Here is a 22,790-nt window from a genome sequence, read left to right on the forward strand (position 1 = left end):
TGGTGACTCGCGTGAAAGTGGCCAGAACAGTTCGCGTGAAAATGTCCAGCTGAAAAGCTGCGTTGACCTGTGCTTCTGCCGTAGTTGCCGTCTTGGAAGGGGTGGACATTTAGCCGCGAAGCCGCAGGACACTTTGACGCGAGTTCTGATAGGAAATATGGGTGCTGACCTGCAGCCTTTCCATGCGGAAGGCGCCTATCCGTATGGAGTGTTGAGGGGGTCGAGGAGCTCTCAGGCCCTGTTCGGTCGGGGGCTGAACGGCGGGCCGCCCACGGATTTCGTCGGGACAGGCCCCCATGCAGGTGGGGAACGCACGACCACGGCACGGTGTTCGCCGGGCGGGCCTTCGATAGACCCCCACGGGTAGGGGACGCACTCGCGGCGCTTGCGGGTCAGCGGTTCGGGCAGAGATAGACCCCCACGCGTGGGGAACGTACTTCGCCAGTACGGTCCTGCTGTCTCAGGGGCAGGATAGACCCCCACGGGTGGGGAACCTACTGCGACGGGATGGACGCCGCCTGGCGGCTGCGGGGAAGACCCCCACGGGTGGGGAACCTACCGCACCAGCACCTACCAGCTCGAGCGCGACCGAGGAAGACCCCCACGGGTGGGGAACCTACCTCCCCGCACCTGGGGACGGGACGGGAGATCGAAGTATTCGTCGTGACTGCACTCCGAGAGACCCCCACGCGTGGGGATGGGAACCTTGTTGATCTGGTCGGCTGCTTCTGTCTGGAGAGGATTTTACTGCTCTTTGTTCCGGGGCGCGGGAGTTTGCCTTTAGCGCCGAGCGGTTGGCTGCTGAAGTGCGGGACGTTATTTGACGGCTGGCTCCTGCTGATGGCGGAACGGAACCACCGAAGCGCTCCTGAAGGCTGTGAGTCCTCGGGGGCGCTCCCACACGTGGGGACGGGATATCGATGACGTAGAGGCCGGCGGCGCGGTGACTGAGAGACCCCCACGCATGGGGACAGACTTCCCGTTCGAGCGCCAACCACAAGGTCTGATCGAGAGACCCCCACACCTGGGGACGGGGCGCCGTGTACCGCAGCGGTGAGAGGTGCGGGTTCGAGAGACCCCCACACTTGGGGACGGGACTCGGCCGTCGGGCGATCCGGCCGTGCGGAGGGCGAGAGACCCCCACACTTGGGGACGGGACTCAGGTCACGACCACAACGGTCGTGTACGCAGCGAGAGACCCCCGACGCCTGGGGACGGGACGCCACCGTGCAACAGCCTCCTCTACAGCAGCTCGAGAGACCCCCACGCCTGGGGACGGGACCGCGCGCGGCGCCGGCGGTGGGGGTGCGATGCGGAGAGACCCCCATGCCTGGGGACGGGACCCTTGTTGATCTGGTCGGCTGCTTCTGTCTGGAGAGGATTTTACTGTTCTTCGCTCAGAGAGGGAGTCTTTCGGTGGAGGTCTGAACTGTCGCTTTTGCGAGGTGAGATGTGACACGGTACGCCTCCTTGGCCTTGTGGGCGTGGGGAGGGAACGGCATCGGCAACGAGGTCACGGCGCCGCCTTCTGGGTGGACATCTACGCGCAGGGGATGGGAATGGATGTCAGATTCAACGGCCGTGAGGACGACGTGCTGTGGTCCTGTGAGTACCGGCAGGGGCAGGTGTCTTGTTCGAAGCGTTGGGGCTGCTTGGTTGCTTTCTATGGCTCTGCCGGGCGGGCATACCTGTCGTTTGGTGCCCGTAGCAGGGGGCGGTCGGGGCGGGTGTGGGGAGGGGATGCCGGTGGTGCCGGTGTGGTGGAGAAGACGGTATGACCCCCACGGGCTGAATTGGTCAGCGGTTAACGGGGCTTGGAGCGGGAGGCTGCTGCGGACCAAGAAGTGCGTTGTACTACGAAGGTATACCCCTTAACGGGCATGTGCGGTGTTATCGGTGAAGACGGAGGCGACCGGGCCGGACACGCCGTGGACCGGCGCTTGTTGACTGCTCACCGAGGCCGCCTCACGCGCGCTTTGCACTGCCTGGAGAGAGCGGTACGCCCGGGGCCCGGGGGTGCTTGCTCGCGTCGTCTCAACCACTCGGAGTGACAGCACCTGGTGCTGTGTTCGCTGTGACGAGCCGCGTGCCGCCACGGTGGCGCGGCAATTGCCGAGGTCAACCCCTCGGTCACTGAACGGCCGTTGGCCGCGATGGCGTGCCAGCAGGGCGGGAGCTGTGGAGATGCGGCTGATTATGTCGGCGTGGGCAGAGCGCGGTTCACCGGTTTGGGGGATGGCAAGGTGCCGCCCTGGCTGCTGTCCTGGCCTGGGACGGCAGGGGAGGGGGCTGGCTGGATGGGTGTGGTCGAGGACAGCCGGGAAGACGGCCTGGATCTGTCAGTGTGGGGGAAGTACAGCCTGCTCAGCGGCCTGACCTACCCGTTGCTGTTCCATCTGCTGGACGCGGCTGCGGTCATGGGGGAGTTGTGGGACCGGTACCTGACGCGTGCGCAGCGCCGGGTGATCTGCCGAGGGCTGGGTCTTACGCCGGCCGCGGCGCGGCGCGAGGCCATGTTCCTGGCAGGCTCGCACGACATCGGCAAGGCGGGCCGGTTCCAGATGTGCGAGCCGGGAGCGTGGGCGCAGGTCAGCGACGAACTGCGCGCGGATGCCGGGCCGTGGCGGCTGCTACGGCACGAACGTGCCTCCATGCACACGGCTGTTGAACTCCTGGCCGATCTCGGCTACCGGCTGGGAGGCAACACCAGCCCGGCGGTGCGCGCGGCCCAGATCCTTGGGGCCCATCACGGCCGCTATCTGCAGTGCGACGTGCGCGGAGCAGCCCGTGCCGAGCGGGTGCGTCTCGATCTCGGCGGCTCGCTGTGGCAGGACCTGCGGCGCCGCTACCTCGCCCAGATCCGCTACCTCACGGGTGCCGGAACGCCGCCGTCACGGATTTCCACCGAGGCGGCGGTCCTGCTGTCGGGGCTGATCATGGTCGCGGACCGGCTGGTGAGCCAGCCTCATGAGTGGAAGCCGCGCGCGATGGCACTGGCCTCGGGCGCGCTGGACCACTGGATCAGTACCCGCCGCCCGGCGAGCGCGGACGCGGAGGAGGGGTGGGCCGCTGCGGTGGTGACCGCGTCCGGGCTCGAGCGGGTCGACCTGTCCAGCGTGCCTTTCACTCAGGCTCATCCGCACACCAGCGGCCCGAACCGGCTGCAGGCCTCGGTCATCGCCCAGCTCGAGCCGGCGGTGAAGGAGCAGGGGACGGGCATCCTCGTGGTCACCGACTCCACCGGCGCCGGCAAGACGATCACAGGGCAGGAGGCCGCCCGGATCTTCAACAGCCACTGCGGTACCCGTGGGATGGCCGTGCTGCAGCCCACCACAGCCATCGCGGATGCCGCCTACGACGATCTGGTGGCCTACGTGACCGCCCACCGGCCTGAGCGGGCCCCGGTATCGCTGGTGCACAACCACAGCTGGGACAGCGCCGCCTACCCCGACAAGCGGCTGCTCGAAGCCGCCGGCCAGCTGACGCTGGACGAGTACTTCGACGCACAACAAGACGCCGCCGGTCGCCCCGAGCACCACGTCACCGTCCCGGACCCCTTTCTGCGCGGCTGGGACAGAGCGCTGCTGGCCCAGTTCACCGTCGCCACCATCGACCAGGCGCTGATGGCCGTCCTGCCGGTGCGCTACAGCGCGCTGCGGCTGCTGGCCCTGTCCGGGCGCACCGTCATCCTGGACGAAATCCACGTCGCCACCCCCTACATGCGGCGTCTGACGGCCCGGCTCCTGCGCTGGCTGGCAGCGCTGGGCACACCGGTCGTGCTGCTGTCCGCCACGCTGGCCCCGCCCGTGGCCCGGGAACTGGTGCACGCTTATCTGGCCGGTGCGGGACTGCGGCCCGATCAACTGGACGGCCTGGAGGTGGACGTTCCCTACCCGGGCTGGCTGTTCGCCGCCGCCCGCGACGGCGCCGTCACCCGCATCGACCCCGCTCAGGCCGCCGCCCACGCCACAGCCACCCGCCGCCGGCTGACCGTGCGGCATCAGCCCGTGTGTGCGGCCCGGCTCGGCACCACCGGACGGCCCGTGGCCGACGGGGAACGGCTGCACCACATCGCCGCACAGGTCCGCTTTGTGCTGACCTGCAGCGGCTGCGCGATCGTGGTGTGCGCCACCGTCGCCGACGCCCAGGACACTTTCCGCTACCTCACCGGCATGCCCTGGCCCCGCCCCCGGGAGGAACTGGTGCTGCTGCACGCCAGATTTCCCGGCCATCAGCGCGAGGCCATAACCCGGCGAGTACGCGCCCAGCTCGGCCCGGCCGGGATGCGCCCTGAACGGCTGGTCGTGGTCACCACCAGCCTGCTCGACATGAGCCTGGACATCGACTGCGACCTCATGATCAGCGATCTGGCCTCGCTGGCCCGGCTGCTGCAACGGGCCGGCCGGCTGTGGCGCTTCGAACGACTGTGGCAGGAAGAAGGCCACACAGGCCGCCGCCACAGGCCCGACTGGATCCTGGAACGCGGGCCGCAACTGACAGTACTGGACCCGGTCGTTGACGGCCGCACCGAACTTCCGCACTGGTGGGGCAAGGGCGAGCCGGCCTTCGAACTGCACGCCGCCGCACACCTGCTGGCCCGCCCGCCCGCCCACGATCTCGACCTGCCCGCCCAGCTTCCCGGCCTGCTGGACACAGCCGCCACCCGCATCCCCGACACATTGGCCGACCTGCACACCGCCTACCAGGCCGAACTGCGGGCCCACGAACACCTCGGGCAGGAACAAGCCGTGCCACCACCCGCCCGCACCGGCTCCCTGGCCGACCTCTACCGCCGGCCCACCACCGCCGGTACGGCCCCCACCCGGGAAGGCTCCCGCCCGCGGCGCCTGCTGGCCTGCTACCGCCAGCCGGACGGCTCGCTGCACCTGGACCCGGCCGGTACCCTGGCCCTGCCCGACAGCCCCCGGCTGTCCGCGCCCGCCATCCGCACGATCCTCGAACGCACCCTGAACGTCCCCGAGGACTGGCTCGCCGACGCCCCCGCACAACTGCCCAAATCCTGGCGCCAGCACGCGCTGCTGGCGGACCTGACCCTGCTGATCCACGACGACGCCGCACCGGGGCCTGTCCGCTTCGGCCCCCACCTCCTGCACCTCGACCCGCACCTCGGCCTCATCCACGACGAGGCACCGGCCTGACCGGCCGAACCCGGTCCCGCCATTTAGCCACGGTCCGCCGGGACCAGGTTCGACGGGGGCAGGGGAGGGCTCCGCCCACTGCACGTGCGCCCAGTACCGCCCGACACCCACCGGGCCCGCCCGTACAGCGTCAGCGCACACGCCGGTGCACGCCCCCGGGGCGGCGCTCAACCGCACCCAGCACGCCGCCCATGACGCGGCCAGACCTCCTCGCACGCGCGGGCGTTATACACCCTCGGCACATCATCACGGGCTGAATACCCCATAACAGACGCACTCTCGGGCGGGCGTGCTTCAGTGAAAAGCACCTGAGGGCAGGCACAGCCCGCCTTCGTTCCTGCCGCGCTGCGCTCCGCTTGCCGTGTGCAGCGCCCGAACGTCTTGTCCACACCCGATCCTCCCGCGCCGCGGGCCGCTGCCCGGCCCGCGCTTCACGGGAAGGAGACACCCCCTGTGCCCTCCCCGCCGGCTTACCCCGTCGACCTGCGTCCCTGCATCCCGGTCCATATGGCCGGCCAACACCAGACGCTCGGACTGCGCGAGGTACTCATCCAGGCCCACCGCATCGACGACCTGGCACTGCCCCTGCCGCCCGCGCAGTCCGCGCTGCTGCGGCTGCTGACCGCCATCACCGCCGAGCTCACCGGCCTGGACGATGCAAACCTGTCATTGGAGGAGTGGCACGAACGGCGAACCGACCTGCTCACCAGCGGCCGCGGCCTGAAAGCCCAGGACGTCCACGGCTACTGCGACGCCGCCGCGTTGGACCTCTACGACCAGCGCCGCCCGCTCCTGCAGGACCCCCGCCTGGCCGCCCAGTGCACCAAGACCTCGGGCATCAACAAACTCGTCTTCGGCCGGCCCGCCGGCAACAACATCGCCTGGCTCAGCCCGCACACCGACACCGCCCCACGCCCCGTGCCCAGCGACGAGGCCTTCTGGCATCTGCTCATCCAGCACTACTACGGCGCCGCCGGCCGCTGCACTACCCGCAGCGCCGGCCCCCACACCAGCGGCCGGGCCACCGCCGGGCCCCTGCGCTCCACCCTCTCCTTCCACCCCCAGGGCGCCACCCTCCTCGAGACACTCCTCCTGCACCAGTTCCCCTACCGCGGCGGCCCCCAGGACTCCCCGGACACCTGCCCCTGGCAGGAGCCCGAGCCGCCCGACCCCGTCAACCCACCGCCCTCGACGACCTGGCCCAAACGCCTGCTGACCGGCCGCTCCCGCCACGCCGTGCTGCTGGTCCCCAACGCCGACGGCAGCGCCGCCACCGACGCCTACCTCACCTGGGCCACCCAGCACCCCGCCTACCCGGCCACCGACCCCTACCTCATCATCGACACCCACACCCGGGCCAAGGCCGAGCAACGCGACACACCCCGCCGCGCCGACGCCGACCGAGCCCTGTGGCGCGACCTGGACGCCCTGCTGCTCGCTGGCGACGAGAACAGCACCCAGCGCCGGCCCGCGGTCTTCGACACCCTCAACGACCTGCCCGCCCCCGTACGGGCCCGGCTGCGGGTACGGGTGTGCGGCTTCGACCAGGACGGCCGCACGACCAACAGCATCTGGTACACCGCCCAGACCCCGCCCCTATGGAACTGGGCCGAAGAACACGACCCGCCCACCGCCCGCCGGATCGCCGCCTGCCGCCAAGCCGCCGAACACCTGGCCGCCCTCCTGCGCACCCACGCCAACACCGCCTGGAACGAAACCCAAAACCCCGCCACGGGCGGGACACCACCCGCCCCGCGCCGCGGCCAGAGGCCCAGCCGGTGGGCGCGCGAAGCACTGGCCCTGTACTGGCCGCGCGCCGAGCAGGCGTTCTGGAACCTCGTCAACCACAACACCGACGAGGCAAGCGACCCCTATCCGGTCTTCGCCCGCACCGCCGCGGACGTGCTGCGCCAGGCCGTCCGCCCGGACCTGGCCCGCCACCGTATGGCCGGCCCCGCTCTGGCCCGCGCCGTCCGCGCCCTGGCCGCCGCAGCAGCTCCCGCCTCCCGCCGCAAGAAAGCAGCCCGCCATGTCCAGCCGTGACGACTACCGCGTCCACTGCGACGCCTACGTCGCCGCCGTCCGCGACCTGTGCACCACCCCGGAGATCCGCTCCGCCCTCGAGGACGGCCGCGGCCAGCCCGTCGACCACTGCCAGCGCCTGCACCCCTGCCTCAGCCGCCTCACCCACAAACAACCCGACCGCCGAGCCCACTACACCCTCGCCTGCCTCATCGCCCACGAACGCCCCGACCGCCGCCCCATCACCCCGGCCCCGGACCCCGATCAGCCCGTCGCCTGGCGATCCCGCCCCAACCTCGGAGCCACCCTGGCCCGGGCCGCACAAGGGCGCACCGACGGCCCCTACGAGAAGGAACTGCACGTCCTCATCCGCCTGTCCGAGGACCTGCTCCACCGGCGCCTGCCCGGCCTGATCCGCCAACTGCTGGGCGCCGGCTGCCCGCCCGACTTCGCCGTCCTGCTGGCCGACCTCACCTACTGGACCAGCAACCGCCTCAGCGTCGCCACCCGCTGGCAGGACGCCTTCTACCTGACCGCCCCCACCCAGCCCGCAGCCTTGCGACCCCACACACAGGAAGAGAGCAGCACATGATCAACCCCTACCTCGCCCGCTACGTCGACCTGCACATCCTCCAGGACATCCCCGCCTCCTGTCTCAACCGGGGCGAGTACAACGAGCCCAAAACCCTCATGGTCGGCAACACCCAGCGCGCAGCCTTCTCCAGCCAGTGCGGAAAACGCGCCGACCGGCACGCGCTGGAGACCCTTGTGGGCGAACCCGCCGCCCGCACCCGCATGCTGCCTCCCCGCCTGGCCAAGGCCCTGCGCGAGGCCGGCTGGCCCGAGGACCTCGCCCGCTTCGCCGCCGCCCAGATCCCCCGCAGCGCCACCAGCGAAGGCCTGGCCACCGACCCGGATGCCGACGACCGCACCCTGGCCATGCTCTACGTGCCCGCCGACACCATCCTCGACGACCTTGCCGCCCTGTGCGCCCGCCACCGCACCACTTTGGAAAAGGGCATGGCCAAGGAAGCCAAGTCCACCGCGAAGACCCCCGCCGCCTACCTGCCCACCGACGACGTGGTGAGCCTGCTGTGCCAACGCACCGCCAGCATCAGCCTCTTCGGCCGCTTCCTCGCCGGGCTCGCCGACGCCCACGTCGACGGCGCCGTCCAGATGGCCTGGGCCTTCACCACCCACACCAGTGACCTGCAGCCCGACTTCTTCACCGCCGTCGAGGACTGGGCCCAGCCCGGCGACTCCGCCAGCGCCCACCTGGACACCGCCTACCTCAGCGCCGGTGTCTTCTACCGCTACGCCACCGTCAACCTCACCGAACTGACCCACAACCTCGGCGGAAACGCATCCCAGGCCATCGCCCTGCTCGCTGCGTTCACGGACGTGTTCATCTCCACCCTGCCGCAGGCCAAGAAGAACTCCACCGCCCCCCACACCCTGCCCGACACCGTCCACTACGTCGTCCGTGACCGCCGCCCTGTTTCCTTGGCCTCCGCCTTCCACCAGCCCGTCAAAGCCGACCGACACGGCGGCTACCTCGCCCCCTCCCGCAGCGCCCTGTCCCAGCACGCCGGGATCACCACCCAGATGTTCGGCACCCGGCACCGCATCGCCCACGGCCACGTCACCCAGGCACCCGACCCAGAACCGCTCAAGCACCTCGGCAAGCGCCACACCAGCTACGACGACCTCATCGACGCCCTCACCGCCGCAGCCGGCGCCCCCGCCACCACACCCCGCTCCTGCACGGCGGCATGACCATGCCCCCGCTGGCCGACACCACCAGCACCCCGCCCAGCGGGCTGCTCCTGCGCCTGGCCGGTGTCCTGAGCGCGTACGGCACCGACACCGCCTTCACCCGCCGCGACACCCAGCCCCACCCCACCCGCTCCGCACTGATCGGCATGTTCGCCGCCGCCGCCGGACGCCCCCGCCACCAGGCACTCGACCCCCTCGACCTGCCCGGCCACCCCCGCTACACCGACCTGTCCTTCACCATCCGCGTCGACCAACCCGGCACCCCGCACACCGACTTCCACACCACCGGCAGCGGCCGACCCCGCCACCAACAACTACGCACCAGCAAAGGAGACCGACGCCCCGAAGGCAAAACCACCTACGTCACCCACCGCCACTACCTCACCGACGCCTGCTTCACCGTCGCCGTCCACGGAGACGCCACCCTCATCGCCCACCTCGCCAACACCCTCGAACACCCCCAGTTCGCCCCCTACCTGGGCCGCCGCGCCTGCGTCCCCGACGAACCCCTGGTCCTCACCCCGCCCCTGACCGACCCCCTCACCCACCTCCTCAAGCACGCACCCCTCACCCTGCCCGGCCCACCCGGCCCGGACGAAGACCGCATCCCGGTCACCTTCTGGTGGGACACCCCACCCCCCAACCCCACCGCCCACCGCGAACTCGCCGACAACCCCGCCGACTTCACCCCCCACCACCGCCGGCACACCGTCCGCTCGCTGTGGTCCACCACCGAGCACCTGCCCGCCGCCCTCTACGCCGGAGCCAACCCCCTGCCCGCCCTGGCCGACTACCGCCACCAACTGGAGCAGCCATGCCCACCGCCACCCTGACCCGCATCCGCCTCAACCCCGCCCACCCCACGGTCCGCCGCGACCTGGCCGACTACACCGCCCTGCACCGCACCGTCATGCGGCTGCTGCCCGACAACCTCGGCCCCCACCCCCGCCGCAGCGCCGGCGCGCTCTTCCGCCTCGAACGCGGCAACCGCCAGCCCCTCCTGCTGGTGCAGACCCGCATCCCACCCGACCTCACCGCCCTGCCCCACCACTATGGCCAAGCCGACACCCGCGACCTCACCCCGATGCTCAGCGCCCTCACACCCGGCCGCCCCGTCCGCTACCGCATCACCGCCAACCCCTCCACCCGCAGCCGCCGCCCACCCGGACCCGGCGAGCAACCCCAGCCCAAACACGGCCGCGTCCTCGCCCTCGACGACACCGCAGCCCTCGCCTGGTGGCACCGCCGCGCCACCCAGGCCGGCCTGCACCTGCACGCCACCACCAGCGAACCCAAGCCTTTCCGCCGCCCCGACCGCGACCAGCCCGGCCCCGTCCACCGCCTCCTCCAATTCGACGGAACCGCTCTCATCACCGACCCGGCCGCCCTCACCGACGCTCTGCTGACCGGAATCGGCCGCGCCAAGTCCTACGGCGCCGGCCTGCTCAGCCTCGCCCCCGCCTGACCCCCCACGGGACCACTCATGCCCGCACCACACCGCGACGACGCCGAACGCGCCGCCTCCGTCACCCACCTCCTCGCCCTCGAAGCCGCCGGCACCCTCACCCCCGAAGACCTGCACACGGTCGCCGCCGCCCACGGCCGCAGCACCAAGAGCGTGAAACGCTGGATGCAGCGCGCCCGCGAAAACGACGGCCACTACCAGCGCAAACCGCGTGAAGCCACCGAAGTGACCCCGCGTATGGAGGACGAGCTGATCCGCTGGTGCGGCAACATCGCCGCAGCCCACCGCACCCTGCAAGACGACGGCGCCATGCCGCTGAGCTACTCCGCTTTCCACCGCGCCGTCACCCGCACTTACCCGCCCAGCTTCCTCGCCGGCCTGCACGAAGGCGAAAAGGCCCGCCGCCGCTTCGACCTGCACGGCTCGCACCGCGACCGTGGCCGCCGCAACGACGCCTGGGAAGCCGACCACAAGGAAGCCGACGTCTGGGTCAACGTCGACGGCACCGCCCGAAAGCCCTGGCTGACCCTCTTCGTCAACTGCTCCAACTCCGGCATCTGCGGCTGGGCCGTCACCCCCCACACCCCCAGCAGCCAAGCCATCATCGTCGCCATCCACCACGCCCTGCAGCGCGGCGGCCACCACGGGCCCTTCGGCGGCATCCCCAAACTCGTCCGCGTCGACCGCGGCGCCGACTTCCTCAGCAAAGCCGTCGCCCAGACCATGGGAGCCCTCGCCGTACGCCGCGTGGAACTACCACCGGGCCGCGGCGACCTCAAACCCTACGTCGAATCCCTCAACGCGGCCTTCAAAGACATGCACTTCCGCGGCATGCCCGGCTACACCCACTGTCCCAATCCCAACCCCAGAGCCAAACCCAAACCCCCGCCCCTCGAAGACCTCCTGACCTTCGAAAAATTCACCGCCAGCATCCGCGACTTCGTCCACCGCTGGAACCACGAGCACCGCATCCGCAGCCTCGGCAACCGCACCCCCCTGCAAGCATGGAAAGCCGACCGCACCGTCATCCACGATCTGCCACCCGGCGCCCTCAACCGCTCCCTGCCCCTCGTCAGCCGCACCTTCACCATCACCGACACCGGCATCGACTGGAACGGCCGCGACTATCTCGAAACCTGGATGCGCGACGAAATCGGCACCTGCGTCCGCCTGCGCCACCTGCCCGGCTACTACAACACCGTCGAGGTCTACAACGCCGACACCGACGAGTACATCGGCACCGCCCGCTGGACCAACGCCGCCGCCCCCCACGTGATCAAACGCGTCAAAGAGGCCAACGCAGCCGACGCCGCACGCTTGAAAAAGGCCCTGGAGAAACGCCCCCGCATCGTCGCCGACCGCTACGCCGCCACCACCACACCGGCCCCGCCCCAGCCCCTCAACACCCTCACCACCGAACAAGCCCGCCAGCACCTGCAGCACACCCACGACACCGACCTGCCCGGCCCCCACGCCACAACCGACGAAAACCTACCCGAACCTACCGGCTCCTGGACCGACGCCGGCCGCCGGCGACCCTCACCGGACACCGACGACAACCTGCCCGCCCCCACCACCTCCTGGCTCACCCACCCGCCCACCACCCCCAGCCCCGATACACCGGAACAGGAAGACCACTCGTGAACACCAGCAGCGACGGCCACTACCTCGACCTGCCCAACGCCCGACTCGTGCCCACCCGCACCGTGCTGCGCACGCAGAAACAACTCCAGTCCGCAATCAAGTTCCAGGCCATGCTCTGCATCCACGGCGGCGTCGGACTGGGTAAAACCCTCACCGTCCGTACCTGCCTACGCGATCTCGCCCCCGACACGACCCTGTTCTTCCAGTTCCACCGCCACTGCCGGCTCACAGAGATCAAGAAATCCGTCGCCGCCACTCTCGACATCCCCAACAGCACCTGCGGCCTGAACACACGCATCAGTGATGCCCTCGCCGAACGGCCCTACGTCCTCGTCTTGGACGAAACGCAAGGACTCACCACCGACGCACTCGAATGGGTGCGCAATCTGTGGGACACCGTCCGCCCCCGCCCGACCGTCGTCTTCGTCGGCGCCGAAGACACCCGCCGACACCTCCGACGCCGACCCGCCCTCGCCTCACGCATCACCCAATGGCCACGCTTCAAGCCCCTGCACCCCGCCGAAGTCGTCGAGCACATGCCCCACTACCACCCGGTGTGGAGCAAGACCAACGACGAGGACCTGCTGTGGCTCGACGACGCGGCCTGCCGCGGCAACTTCCGCGACTGGGCCAAACTCACCAGCGCCATCCAAGAACTCCTCACCGAGCAGGGCCAACCCCTCGACGGCTTCACCCGCGACATCGCACGCGAAGCCCTGGACACATTCGACCCGTCCGACCTCCACCTCTCAGCCGATGACGAGCTGTGAAACGGACGGCTCCCCAGACACAGACGAGCCCTGCGCCTTTCATCCGGCAGGAGATGGAGCCAGCAGACGATGATCACGCGCTCAGCGAGCAATGCCCCCACAACCGCGCGGACAGCGAATCCCACTCATCTGCCCGAACCCGATCACCGACTGCATCGGCCGCGGCTGACCCCCACGCGTGTGGGGAAGGCATCAACGCCGACAACCAGCGGGTGCACCGGGCGGGGTGACCCCCAGACGTTTGGGGAAGTCCATTAGCGACCTGTGCGTTCGAAGATCGGCGGGCCGTGTCTTGCTCACTTTACCGGAGCCGGATGTTTCGGTGAGAGGCATCGCCGGGCGGGGCGCCCGGCAGGCTATCTCTGATCCTCACTCCGGCCGGGCCGCCGCCACGACGGCGACCGTTGCTGCTCGGCGCGGCAGGAGCGCGCTTAGTGAGTGTTTTTGAACTCTGGTCTTCAGGGCTGACCGGCTGGATGATCTGGGTCGTGGCGTCTGGTGGGGCGGCCCGGCGGTACTGTCGGGAGTGCGGTGATCCGCTGCCGTCATCAATGGCGGCGGGAGCTGTTTTCTGCTCGGGAAGGTGCAGGTCACGTCGGTGGCGCGCGCTTCAGCGAGCCCGGCAGCGAGTGATCGCGATGCAGCAGGGGGAGCAGGCGGAGTGTCCGGTTTGCGGCCGGTCTTGGACGGTGGGTGTCGAGCGGTCGCGGTCGGCTCGGTATTGCTCTTCCCAGTGCCGGGTGAGGGCCTGCCGCGAACGTAAGGCGTCACGGATGGACGTTGCGGAAACGCCGTAGCCGAACGGCACTTCAGCACCACAAGACGCTCGCGTTTCGCACGGGTTTTACGGCTCGCGCCGGGTGCTTCGAGCGCCCCCGAATCGCGCCCTGCCGCCCGATGACGCGTCCGCGTCACGGTGGCCTAAGCCTGGTCGGGTCATCCGATTAACCGACCACTGCCCGGTGGTGGTGCCCGGCCGGGGGTGAGGTGGTGGGAACCGTGCCGGAGCGGATCGGGAACGTCACGCGGGAGCGTTACGAGCAGATCGTCGCCGAGGCCCGGGAACTGGTCGCGCAGATCGCGCGGGCCCAGTTTGCTCTGGGAGACAAGGCCCTGGAGATCGAGCCGATGCGGCCGGTAGGCGGGTCGATGCCGAATGGCACCGATGACCTGTTCACGGTCGAGGAGTCGCTCGCGCTGTTCGCCGAGGATATCGGGGTCGCCCCGTCCACGGTGAAGGACTGGCGGTGGACCGCCTCGCGGTGGCCGGCCGACAAGCGCAAGGACGACGTCGCCTTTGGTGTTCACCGGATCCTGGCGTCGATCAGTGACGACGCGGAGCGGTGGGCGGCGATCGACGACCCTCCGTTCAATCAGCGCACCGGTCAGCGTCGGTGGACCCATGACAGTGCCAAGCGTCTGGTGGGGCAGCGGGTGGACCGGCCGGTCACGGTCGAGGAGAAGGTGCAGGCCGTCACCGATCTGACTAGGGATGAGGAAGTCGCTACCAGGGTCACGTCGGATCTGCTGCGGCGGCCGATGGTGAGCGAGCAGGTGAGTCCGCAGGACAAGCTGCGGTTCGTCGGCGAGCTGACCCGGGACGAGAACGTCGCCCGTCAGGCCACCGCCGATCTGCTGCGGCGCCCGACCGTCGCGCGGGGAGCCATGCGGGACGACACGACCCGGATGCTGGTCAACCGGGCTCAGTTCGACAACTCCGAGCAGACCCGGGACCGGATCCGGGAACGAACGCCGGCCGTGCGGAAAATCGAGCACACCATCGAGTACGTGGACCTGGTCGGCTCCTGCCACAGTTTCGTGGCCACTTTGGGCCGACTCGTTCCCCGGCTGCGGGGCCAGGAATTTACCGAGGACGAACGCGAGACCGTCCGCCGCGGCATCTCGAAGGTCCGCGCGGCTGCGGACTGGCTCGAAGGAGCCATGGACCACGGCGAGTTCACCCTGGACGAGCAGCTGGCCCAGCTCCTCAAGGGCGAGTAACCGTGCCCCGCGCGGCCCGGCCGCTTACGGAGCACTACAGCGACCTCGTCCGCGTCGCCCTGATGGAAGCCCGCCCCGCCGGGCTGCACACCCGGCAGCTGGTCGCCGCGACCCGCCTGACCAAGGGGCAGGTCACCCGAGGAGTCCGGCACCTGCGGGACGTCGGGGCCGCCGAGCACCTCACACCGATCATCTGGCACCACCGGCACGGATACATGTTCTCCGAGGACCCCGCGGACTGGATCGAGTACGAGAAGAAGCAGTTCCAGCAGATCCTCGGCCGCCTCACCCGGATGATCACGGGCACGCTCGACCCGCACCTGGCCCGCTACCCCGACGACGAATGGGCCCAGCTGGCAGCCGCCCAGCTCACCGGCGTCCGCGCCACCCTCGCCCAGCTCATCCGATAGCCCCTTGCCCGAGACCTCCGCCGAGTTTGAGATGCCCGCCGCTTCACGCCGCCGACGCCGCTACCCGTCCGACACGACCACTGCCGAGTGGTCGCTGATCGAGCCCTTGCTGCCGGTTCCGGCCTGCCAGACCAAGACCGGCGGACACCCGGAGAAGTGGCCGCGGAGGGAGATCGTCGATGCGATTCGCTACATCGTCGACAACGGCGCGAAGTGGCGGGCACTCCCGTCCGACTTCCCCCCATGGGAGACAGTTTATGGCTTTTTCTGGAGGTGGAACCGGGCCGGGGTGGTGGCCTTCATCCGTGACCAGCTCAGGCGCCGGATCCGCACCAACTTGGGCAGATGTCCCTACCCGGTCACGCTCATCGTCGATTCCCAGTCAGTGAAGGCCGCCGAGACCGTCAGCAAGGCCACCCGTGGCTACGATGCCGGGAAGAAAATCAACGGACGCAAGAGACACATCGCGGTCGACACCAAGGGCCTGCCGGTGATGATCACGGTGACGCCCGCCGACATGTCCGACCGGGACGCGGCCCGCGAAATGCTCTGGCGCCTGCGTCTCACCCATCCCCAGATCACCCAGGTCTGGGCAGACTCCGCCTACGCCGGCCAGCTCGTGGACTGGGCCGATGGCTTCCTCCATCTCACTCTCAAGATCGTCTCCCGTCCGCCCGGCGCGAAGGGCTTCGTCGTCCTGCCCCGCCGCTGGAAAGTGGAGCGGACCATCGGCTGGGTGATGAAAGCCCGCCGCAACGTCCGGGACTACGAGCGCCTGCCGCAACACAGCGAATGTCATCTGACCTGGGCACTTATCACCCTGATGACCAGGCGTCTGACCCGCAAAGGTCCCAGCAAGGACGGCTGGTCCAAGCGTGCCGAGTGCCCCAGCTGAGCCGCCGAGCAGCCCGGACTTTCCCGAGGTTGAGGCTCGCGTCATCGCTTGCGGGCCCAGCCGATCATGCCGCGCTTAGTGATGGTCAACGGAGGCTTGAGTCGCTCCGCGGCCTGGGGTGCCTCCTGCTCCGAAAGCCCACGGCCTCGGAGAAAGAGCGTGACAGCGGCTTGGTCAGCGAGGTGGACCATGGGTCGGTCCCAGCGCTGGACATCGACGACATCGAAGACACGGCCAAGCTGTTCGGGCCCGTTCTCCGCGTCGAAGCTCAGCGGCTTCCCCCAGCCCGGGAGGAACGGCGCCAACTCGGGGTCATTGTGCCGGCTGACCGTGCTGACGGCGAGAAGCCCTCCCGCCTTCAGCACCCGGTGGGCCTCCTTAAGGGCGAGTACCGGGTCGGCCAGGTGATAGAGCATCCACAGGGCGGCAGCACCGTCAAACGACTCGTCCCGGAAAGGCAGCCGCAGGGCGTCCCCGAGGACGGCGGGACGGGGAGCGTGACCGACGTGGCCCGCTCGGTCGACGACGACGGTTCTCGCGTCTTCGCGGGCGAGATGACCGGCGAGGAGGCCGTTGCCGCCTCCGATGTCGACGACGGTCCGAGCACCCTCGGCAGACAGGCGACGGGCGACCATGGGATGGACGTCACCTCGTGCCGCGAAGCGCTGCGTGGCTGCCTGGTTCGCGGCGAAGCGCCCAGGATCACTGTCGTAGTCACCTGGGATCGCTTCGCCCTTGTCTAAACCGGCTCGTCGTCGAGAACCCATGGACCGAGTCTGGCCCGGGATCAACACGTCACGCACGTCATTAAGGGCAGCTCCCCGACGGGATCAAAAACAGGCACTTAGGCGAGACCGGAGCCGGGCAGCCCGGGGGAATGCCGCCGGGCCGCAGCCCGGCAAGAACCCGTCGCGTACAACCCGGTCACCCCGCCGTCGGCTTTGCGCCATTCCCGACACGCCCGGTGGTCAAGGCGTGCCGGACATCGCCGTGAAAGGGGTCCCGGTAGCACTCGCCGAAAAAACAACGAAGTAGCCCCTGACCTGGGCCGTTTCCGTTGAGTCGGTTTGCTCGTTGGGCTGAACGAGTGAATCGGCTGACGGGAGGGGCGGGCAGATGGCAACACGGGTGTTCTCCGACGAGGAGTTGGAGGCCCTACGCTCGTTTCCGGCGATCGGCAAGGAAGAGCTGATCCGCTACTTCACCCTCACCCCGGCGGATGAGGCGTTCCTGCGGAAGTTCCTGCGTCCCCAGACGGTACTCGGCGCCGCGGTGCAGTTGTGCACGCTGCCGTGGTTGGGCTTCGTGCCGGACGACGTTCTCTCCGCTCCGCCGGCGGCGGTGGGGCGGCTGGCGCGGCAGCTCGGTCTGCCGGTGGAGGTGCTACGCGGGTACGGGGTGTCGCGGGAGCAGACGCGTACGGACCATCTGCGGCAGGTGGCGAAGTATCTGGGGTGGCGTCCGGCGAAGTCGCTGGAGCTGAAGGAGTTGGACGAGTTCCTGCTGGCCTGTGCCATGGAACACGATGCGCCGTCGCTGTTGTTCCGGCTGGGCTGCGAGTACTTGCGCTCGGCGAAGGTGATCCGGCCCGGTGTGGTCACGCTGCTGGAGAAGGTCGGCACCGCCCGCCAGGCCGCCGAGCGGGAGACCCACGCTCGCGTCGCCCACCTGCTGACCGATGAGCGCGCCCGCGGCCTGGACGGGCTGCTGGTTTTCGATGCGAAGCTGAGGTCCTCGCGCCTGAACTGGTTGGTCACCGGTCCGGTGCAGGCGTCGCCCAACAGCGTGGGCGGCGAGGTCGAGAAGCTGATGTTCCTGCGCGGCCTGGACGCCCACACGCTCGACATGTCCGCGCTGCCCGCCGAACGGCGCCGCCACCTCGCCCAGATCGGGCGCCGCCTGACCGCGCAGGCCCTGGTCCGGCGCGAGCCGAACCGCCGCCACCCGATCCTGTTGACGCTGCTGGCCCAGTCCGCGGTCGACATCCTCGACTCCGTCGTGCAGCTCTTCGACCAGACCCTGTCGGGCTCGGAGTCCCGGGCGAAGATCAAGCTGCGCGACGAACTCGCCGAGCGGGCCAAACTCTCGGAGGAACGCCTCGCCCTGCTGGACGAGATCCTGCCCGTGCTGGCCGACGCCGGTATCCCCGACGAGGCCGTGGGGACGCTGCTGCGCGGCAAGATCGGCATGTCCCGGCTGATCTCCGCCAACGCCGGGGCCACCGCGCGCCTGCCCCGCGACCACGGGCACCTGCGGCTGCTGGAAGGCTCCTACACCTATATCCGCCAGTTCGCGCCGAAGGTGCTGGGGGCGGTGCGGTTCAAAGGCGGCACCGAGGCTCAGCCGCTGATCGAGGCCCTGGGCATCCTGCGGGAGCTGAACGCCACCGGCGCCCGCAACGTCCCGAACAACGCCCCGACCGCGTTCGTGCCCACCCGCTGGCAGGGCTACCTGGACGAGGCCGCGGCGAAGGGGACGCGACCGCGTACCGGCACTACTGGGAGCTGTGCACGCTGCTCGCGCTCCGCGACGGCCTGCGCTCGGGGGACGTGTACGTGCCGGGCTCACGGCGCTACGACAACCCGGCCGCCTACCTGTTCAAGCCCGCCCAATGGGAGATGCACCGGGCGGAGTTCTGCCGCCTGGTCGGCAAGAGCCCTGACGCCTCCGAGGCCCTGCCGCTGGTGGCGGACGAGCTGGATGAGGCCCTGACCGACCTGGAGGACACCCTCAAGACTGGCGACGGTCCTGTGCGGCTCAACGATGCTGGTGAGTTGGTGATCTCCCCGCTGACCGCGGAGGACATCCCCTCAGAGGCCGAGGAGTTTCACGCGGAGCTGGAGCGGATGCTGCCGAACGTGCCGATCGCCTCGCTGCTGGTGGAGATGGACCGGCACACGGGCTTTTTGGACTGCTTCACCCACGCCGGCGGCAAGCAGGCCCGCTCCCCGCAGCTGAAGAGGAACCTGATCGCCTGCTTGATCGGGCTCTCCACGAACCTCGGACTGCACGGCATGGCCTCCTCCTGCGGCATCTCATACGACGTGCTCGCCTGGACCGCCGAGTGGTACATCCGCGAGGAGACGCTGCGCGAGGCGAACATCTGCCTGGTCAACCACCACCACAAGCTGCCCATGACCGCGATGTTCGGATCCGGCACGCTGTCCTCCTCCGACGGGCAGCGCTTCCCGGTCAAGGGCAAGTCGATCACCGCGCGGCACCTGAACAAGTACTTCGTCTCCGAGGGCATCTCCACCTACACCCACGTCTCCGACCAGCACTCCACGTTCGGCACCAAGGTGATCGTGGCCACCCACCGCGAGGCGCACTACGTGCTGGACGAGATCCTGGGCAACGCCACCGATCTGCCGATTACCGAGCACGCCACGGACACCCACGGGGTGACCCTGGTCAACTTCGGGCTGTTCGACCTGGTCGGCAAGCAGCTCTCGCCCCGCATCCGCGACCTGGGCAAGATCACTCTGTACCGGATGGGCGCCAAGAGCGACTACGAGGAGAAGTTCCCCACGGCGGGGCCGCTGCTGACGAAGAAGGCCAACCTCGACCTGGTGGCCGCTCACTGGGACGACCTGCTGCGGCTTTCGGGGTCGCTGAAGTACGGGCACGCCACCGCCTCGCTGATCGTCGGCAAGCTCTCCGCCTCCTCCCGGCAGAACGCGCTGGCCGCGGCCCTGAAGGAGTACGGCGCTATTCGCAGAACGATCTACGCGGCGAAGTATCTGTCGGATCCGTCCTACCGCCGCAAGATCGCCCGGCAGCTGAACAAGGGCGAGTCCATCCACTCCCTGCGCCGCCAGCTCCACTACGCCCGCGAAGGCGCTGTGCGCCGTCGCCAACCCGAGCAGCAGAACGAGCAGGCGTGGTGCCTGACCGTCGTGACGAACGCCGTCATTTGCTGGCACACGGAGTACATGGGCCTGGCCGTCGACGAGTTGCGCAAGGCCGGCCGCGAGGTGGACTCCGAGGTCTTGGCGCACATCTCCCCGGCTCGCAGCTCTGCGGTGAACTACTACGGCTCGATCACCGTCGACTACGAGCGCGAACTCGCCCAGCTCGACGAGAAGGGCCACCGCCCACTGCGGACGGTGGCCACCGACGACCCGGCGGCCGGACTGTAGTGGAATCGTCGGCCCGCGTCGTGCGGATGACGGTGCCGCCTGTCCGGCTGGCTCGGCATCATGAAGCCATGGACAACACGGAGCTGACCGAGGCCGAGGTCAATGACCTGCTCAGCGACGATGAGCGGGACGCCGGGTGGGATACGGAGGATGAGTATGAGTGGGTCCGCTGACCAACGCGCCGGTCGCGGGGCCTGCTGATGGCGGTGGATCGGCCATACCCCGCGGACCGGGCGCCGGGCCGGGGGCCGTCACACTCTCCGCCCGGCGCCCGGAGCGTACGGGTCGGCCCCGGCTGCTGTCCCACGGGGGAAAGGGCAGCAGCCGGGGCCGGTGCGGACTTGCTCTGCGTCGCGGCGCGGTGCTTCTCGCCTTGGTGGCGGCCGACGTAGCGCCAGCCGCCACCGTCGGGGATGTTCCCGAGCTTCTTCACGTCCACGTGCACCAGTGATCCCGGATGGTCGTGCTCATACCGGCGGACGGGCTCACCGGTCTCACGGTCGACGTAGGCGAGTCGGTTCAGGCGGGCCGATCGCAGGATTCGATGCACTGTCGACGGGGCGATATTGAGTCTCGCAGCGAGCTGGACCGGCCCTTCCCGCAGACGTAGTCGCAGGCTGACGCACCTCTTCGTCACGGTCTTGGGTGTCTTGGCCGGAGAGCTCCGCGGTCGTGAGGATCGGTCCTGCATGGACTCGCCTGCGAGGTAGCGATAGACCCAGCGCTTCACGGTCGGCCAGGACACCTGGAAGCGGGCCGCGACTTCGCTGACTGGCCAGCCGTCGTCAGCGACGAGTCGAGCGACTTTCAGCCGGTGGCGCGGGGTGAGGGCCGCGTTCGAATGCGACATTTCTGAGCTCCTAGACAGGCTGAAGGCCAGCCATGGTGTGTGGCCGGCCCTTCAGCTTGGAGATATGCGAGGAGGGATAGTGCAGGTCAGTCGACCGGGGAGACTCGGATGAGGTTGCCGTCAGGGTCCGTAATCACGAACGTGCGGCCGAAGACAGCATCATGCGGCTCCTGCACAACGTGGACCCCCTTCGAGGCCCACCTCGTGAAGATCTCATCAATCGCCTGCGATGGCCCAGGCACCATGAGTCCGATCTCTGTCGTACGAGGGAGGCTCGGGACCGCGTGCTCGCTGTAGCCCGTCCACAGTGCGAACAGGACACCGGGGGCAGCTTCGAAGGCTACGTAGTGGGGACTGGTGAAGGTCGGCTCGATCTCGAACAGGTCGCTGTAGAAGGCGGTGGCGGCCTCGGCGTCGCGGACGCCGATCAGGAACAGGTTCGGTGCGGGCATGGAGCGCTCCTCAACTCGTTGATTTCTCGGTCCAGCACCCAATGGATCACCCAATCGCGACGGAACCTGTCACCTTTTCTGAGAACATGGGTAAGCATGAAGGCTTCAAGACTCCTGCATCTCCTGCTGCTCCTGCAGACCCGTCAGCGGCTCACTACCACGGAGCTCGCCGCGCGTCTTGAGGTGTCCCGGCGGACTGTGCTGCGGGACGTCGAGGCGCTATCGACAGCGGGCGTGCCCGTCTATGCCGAACGTGGGCGGAACGGCGGTATCGTCCTGCTCCCCAGTGCACGGCTCAGCGCATCCCATCTGGAACCACCAGAACTGGAGGCCCTATCCGTGGCCGGCTTGGACAGCGCACTACGTGAGCGAATGGGCCTAACTGCGGTGTGGGAGTCGGCCGAGCGCAAGATCGCCGCCCGCCAGGCTGCAGCACCTGAGTCGCCGAGCCCGCTGCGGCTGGCTGACCTTGTGCTTGTCGACAGCACCGCGTGGTTTGCTGCCCCCGAGGCAGCGGTCGAAGTATCGGATCTGGCCTCGACCCTGCGACACCGGCGACGCCTTCGAATCCAGTACCGGCGCAGCGCCGAGAGCCAGGCCTCGACACGGGTGGTCGACCCGTACGGGATCGTGGCGAAATCAGGTCGCTGGTATCTCGTCGCCGATGACCAGGGCGACAGCCGGCTGCTCGCTCTGGAACGACTGTCGGCCTTCGAACAGCTAGACGCACCAGCCGTGCTCCAACCAGGCGAAACCCTCCGCACCAGATGGGCCGAGTTGAAGAAACGCACTGAGGAGCAAGATCGCGTGAGCGTGACCATCCGCCTGCCGGAAAAGGGTCTCGACCTGGCGCGGCGCATCCTCGGCACCCGCATCCACCATGTCTCCGACGCGGAAAAAGGCTCGTGCGTCGTCGTCGTGCGCTACCCCGACATCGAGTCGGTGCGTCAGCTTCTTCAGTTCGGCGACCACATCGAGGTGCTCGCCCCTGAGACGGCCCGCGCACGCATCAGTCAGCTCGCCAGGGACCTGGCTGACAGACACTCAACCCCCGCATCGTGATTGCCGATCAGGTCCCCTGTTCTCAATCAACGTGCCCGGTCAGTACAGCTAGTGGTGTTCGTCACCTCCGAACGGGAACGGCGGCGCATCGCCACGCAGGCCCGGCCCGGACAGCGCATCGAGTTCCTGCGCGGCGGCCCGGCCG

Annotated in this window: 15 protein-coding genes and 2 pseudogenes; 14 read left to right on the top strand and 3 right to left on the bottom strand. The window is 69.1% G+C overall.

The features are described from left to right. Positions 1-2,297 precede the first annotated feature (2,297 nt). The 11 genes from ACFV2X_RS24665 to ACFV2X_RS24715 all read left to right on the top strand — a co-directional run bounded on the left by ACFV2X_RS24665 (position 2,298) and on the right by ACFV2X_RS24715 (position 16,142). On the top strand, positions 2,298-5,159 hold the full coding sequence (locus tag ACFV2X_RS24665; protein ID WP_385620039.1) for an HD domain-containing protein: 2,862 nt from the start codon (positions 2,298-2,300) through the stop codon (positions 5,157-5,159). Between the two features lie 453 nt (positions 5,160-5,612). Next, on the top strand, positions 5,613-7,202 hold the full coding sequence (gene casA / locus ACFV2X_RS24670) for a type I-E CRISPR-associated protein Cse1/CasA (protein ID WP_385620042.1): 1,590 nt from the start codon (positions 5,613-5,615) through the stop codon (positions 7,200-7,202). Further along, positions 7,189-7,773 (top strand): type I-E CRISPR-associated protein Cse2/CasB, encoded by a 585-nt coding sequence (gene casB / locus ACFV2X_RS24675; protein WP_385620044.1) that lies wholly within the window; start codon positions 7,189-7,191, stop codon positions 7,771-7,773. The genes casA and casB overlap by 14 nt, the downstream gene beginning before the upstream one ends. Further along, positions 7,770-8,957, top strand: coding sequence for a type I-E CRISPR-associated protein Cas7/Cse4/CasC (gene cas7e, locus ACFV2X_RS24680; protein WP_385620046.1), 1,188 nt, complete (start codon positions 7,770-7,772; stop codon positions 8,955-8,957). Before casB ends, cas7e begins: the two co-directional genes overlap by 4 nt. Beyond that, positions 8,954-9,790 (top strand): type I-E CRISPR-associated protein Cas5/CasD, encoded by an 837-nt coding sequence (gene cas5e / locus ACFV2X_RS24685; protein ID WP_385620049.1) that lies wholly within the window; start codon positions 8,954-8,956, stop codon positions 9,788-9,790. The genes cas7e and cas5e overlap by 4 nt, the downstream gene beginning before the upstream one ends. Continuing rightward, the gene (gene cas6e, locus ACFV2X_RS24690) at positions 9,772-10,422 is read left to right on the top strand and encodes a type I-E CRISPR-associated protein Cas6/Cse3/CasE (protein WP_385620052.1); all 651 of its coding nucleotides are present in this window, start codon (positions 9,772-9,774) and stop codon (positions 10,420-10,422) included. The genes cas5e and cas6e overlap by 19 nt, the downstream gene beginning before the upstream one ends. 18 nt (positions 10,423-10,440) lie before the next feature. Further along, a complete protein-coding gene (locus ACFV2X_RS24695) occupies positions 10,441-12,066 on the top strand; it encodes a recombinase (protein ID WP_385620055.1) in 1,626 nt (541 codons plus the stop codon). Next, positions 12,063-12,836: an AAA family ATPase gene (locus ACFV2X_RS24700; protein WP_385620058.1), complete on the top strand. Its 774-nt coding sequence runs from the start codon at positions 12,063-12,065 to the stop codon at positions 12,834-12,836. Before ACFV2X_RS24695 ends, ACFV2X_RS24700 begins: the two co-directional genes overlap by 4 nt. Before the next feature lie 999 nt (positions 12,837-13,835). Beyond that, positions 13,836-14,837 (top strand): DUF6192 family protein, encoded by a 1,002-nt coding sequence (locus tag ACFV2X_RS24705; RefSeq protein ID WP_385620060.1) that lies wholly within the window; start codon positions 13,836-13,838, stop codon positions 14,835-14,837. A 2-nt stretch (positions 14,838-14,839) separates the two neighbouring features. Further along, entirely contained in the window at positions 14,840-15,247 is a 408-nt protein-coding gene (locus ACFV2X_RS24710) for a hypothetical protein (RefSeq protein WP_385620061.1), read from the top strand. Between the two features lie 31 nt (positions 15,248-15,278). Further along, positions 15,279-16,142, top strand: coding sequence for an IS5 family transposase (locus tag ACFV2X_RS24715; RefSeq protein WP_385620348.1), 864 nt, complete (start codon positions 15,279-15,281; stop codon positions 16,140-16,142). A gap of 41 nt (positions 16,143-16,183) precedes the next feature. Here the strand turns inward: ACFV2X_RS24715 and ACFV2X_RS24720 are convergent, their stop codons facing one another. Continuing rightward, positions 16,184-16,945: a class I SAM-dependent methyltransferase gene (locus tag ACFV2X_RS24720; protein ID WP_385620063.1), complete on the bottom strand. Its 762-nt coding sequence runs from the start codon at positions 16,943-16,945 to the stop codon at positions 16,184-16,186. Between the two features lie 313 nt (positions 16,946-17,258). Here ACFV2X_RS24720 and ACFV2X_RS24725 point away from each other — a divergent pair. After that, positions 17,259-17,747: pseudogene (locus ACFV2X_RS24725) on the top strand (DUF4158 domain-containing protein); the annotation flags it as partial. Positions 17,748-18,676: 929 nt separating this feature from the next. Continuing rightward, complete coding sequence (locus ACFV2X_RS24730; protein ID WP_385620351.1) at positions 18,677-20,281, top strand: Tn3 family transposase; 1,605 nt, start codon at positions 18,677-18,679, stop codon at positions 20,279-20,281. Positions 20,282-20,621: 340 nt separating this feature from the next. Here ACFV2X_RS24730 and ACFV2X_RS24735 read toward each other — a convergent pair. After that, positions 20,622-21,131, bottom strand: a pseudogene (locus ACFV2X_RS24735) (helix-turn-helix domain-containing protein); the annotation flags it as partial. An 86-nt stretch (positions 21,132-21,217) separates the two neighbouring features. Beyond that, positions 21,218-21,583, bottom strand: a complete 366-nt coding sequence (locus ACFV2X_RS24740; RefSeq protein ID WP_046929261.1) for a VOC family protein — start codon at positions 21,581-21,583, stop codon at positions 21,218-21,220. A 96-nt stretch (positions 21,584-21,679) separates the two neighbouring features. On the opposite strand from ACFV2X_RS24740, the gene ACFV2X_RS24745 reads away from it, so the two are divergent. Then, positions 21,680-22,645, top strand: a complete 966-nt coding sequence (locus tag ACFV2X_RS24745) for a helix-turn-helix transcriptional regulator (protein ID WP_385620067.1) — start codon at positions 21,680-21,682, stop codon at positions 22,643-22,645. The last annotated feature ends 145 nt before the right edge of the window (positions 22,646-22,790 follow it).

This window comes from Streptomyces sp. NPDC059679 (assembly GCF_042734105.1).
In the GTDB taxonomy this organism is placed as follows: domain Bacteria; phylum Actinomycetota; class Actinomycetes; order Streptomycetales; family Streptomycetaceae; genus Streptomyces.